Source organism: Streptomonospora alba (assembly GCF_000826685.1).
Lineage (GTDB): Bacteria > Actinomycetota > Actinomycetes > Streptosporangiales > Streptosporangiaceae > Streptomonospora > Streptomonospora alba.
This window is the reverse complement of the sequence record NZ_JROO01000060.1, coordinates 1-458: the sequence shown is the minus strand read 5'-3', so window position 1 is coordinate 458 and position 458 is coordinate 1. Positions and strand designations below refer to the sequence as shown.

Sequence of the window (458 nt, the reverse complement as noted above, 5' to 3'; positions counted from 1 at the left end):
GGCGCGGCGGGCCCGCCGCGCCCGCAGGGAGCGGGCGGCGCCCGCTCTCGGCCCGATCGCGCTAGTGCCAGTCGCGATGCCGGTCGGGCGGGGTGCCGGCGATCGAGCCGGCCAGGGTGAACAGGAACATGAACCCGATCGGGATCATCGGCCAGAACAGCAGCGGCTCGGCGGCGATGATGCTGGTCACGCCCCAGATACCGATCAGTATCACCGAGATGGCGGCCAGTCCGCGCCACGGCTCCAGCCGCTCGCGCCATTCCGGAGTGAGGTGCGTGCCGTGCTGTCGGGACTGCTCAGCGGGTTCGGGAACCGCAGGCGGCTCGGGCAGGTCGCGGGTCAGCGGCCACAGCTCACCGACGGTCTTCGCTCCCATCGCCGAGTTCAGGCGATCCTCGTACTCCTGAAGGTCGAGCCGCCCTTCCCGCAGGGCGATGGCCAGGCGCTCGGCGCAGGCG

The 458-nt window shown here is 72.3% G+C and carries 1 protein-coding gene; it reads right to left on the bottom strand.

Annotated elements, in window-relative coordinates; genetic code table 11:
- Positions 1-61: 61 nt before the first annotated feature.
- The coding region (locus LP52_RS24345) for a DUF1707 SHOCT-like domain-containing protein (RefSeq protein WP_040276751.1) at positions 62-458 on the bottom strand (397 nt) is incomplete at its 5' end.